This window comes from Roseateles sp. P5_E1, assembly GCF_054049335.1.
In genome coordinates, this window is record NZ_JBFUMN010000141.1 from 1 (window position 1) to 961 (window position 961).

At 67.8% G+C, this 961-nt stretch carries 1 protein-coding gene; it reads left to right on the forward strand.

All coding sequences use genetic code 11. The features are described from left to right. Positions 1–635, forward strand: a 635-nt coding sequence (locus ACXJKJ_RS30180) for a TonB-dependent receptor domain-containing protein (RefSeq protein ID WP_457395033.1), incomplete at its 5' end; no start/stop codon positions are given. Positions 636–961: the final 326 nt, after the last annotated feature.

Consider the following 961-nt stretch of genomic DNA (forward strand, 5'->3'; position numbering starts at 1 on the left):
GTATCCAGCCGGAAAAAACCACCCAGCTCGACCTTGGCCTGCAATACCGCAGTGACCGCCTCAACGCCTGGGTATCGGCCTACGCCGGCCGGCTGCAGGACTACATCCTGTTCGCCTACCGGGAGGGCGGCATGATGGGCAGCATGACTCAGGCCGACAACGTGGACGCGCGCATCGCCGGCGCCGAAGCCGGCGCGGAATTGGTCCTCACCGAACAGTGGAAACTCGGCGGTACGCTCGCCTACGCATGGGGCGAAAACCGCAGCGACGGCACGCCGCTGCCGCAGATGCCGCCGCTGGAGGCGCGCGTGAGCGCCAACTGGCAGGGCCAGCGCTGGAGCATGGGCGCACTCGCCCGCGCCGTCGCCCACCAGCACCGCGTCGCCGCCAACCAGGGCAATGTCGTGGCACGCGACCTCGGCCCCAGCGCCGGCTTCGCCACTCTCGCGCTCAACGCCGGCTACCGCCTCAGCGATGCGCTGCAGCTCAGCGCGGGTATCGACAACCTGTTCGATCGCGCCTACAGCGAGCACCTGAACCTGGCCGGCAGCGCCGATTTCGGCTTCCCCGCTGATCCGATCCGGATCAACGAGCCGGGCAGGACGGTGTGGATGAAGGTGAATTACCGCTATTGAGCACGCCGGAGAATCCGCCGTTCGCCAGCAAGGCACGGGTATCGACCGTTGGTGGTACCTGTGCGGGAATTCAAGGGCAGCCGACCAGCGGTCGGTCCGAGGTCAGCCGACCGACGGTCGGTTCAAGRGCAGCCGACCAACGGTCGGCTCTACGGGGCTTCGGCGCACGACATTGGCCTCCCGCGGGGCGTTGACGTCATCCGACACGCTCTGACACACACCGATACACCCCTCGACCACCCCAGCACGAAAGGCGTTGCCCCCGTCACCGGTCGCCCTGCCGGCCCCGGTAAACGCTTGGCACATATGCCCGGTCAGCCCCGACC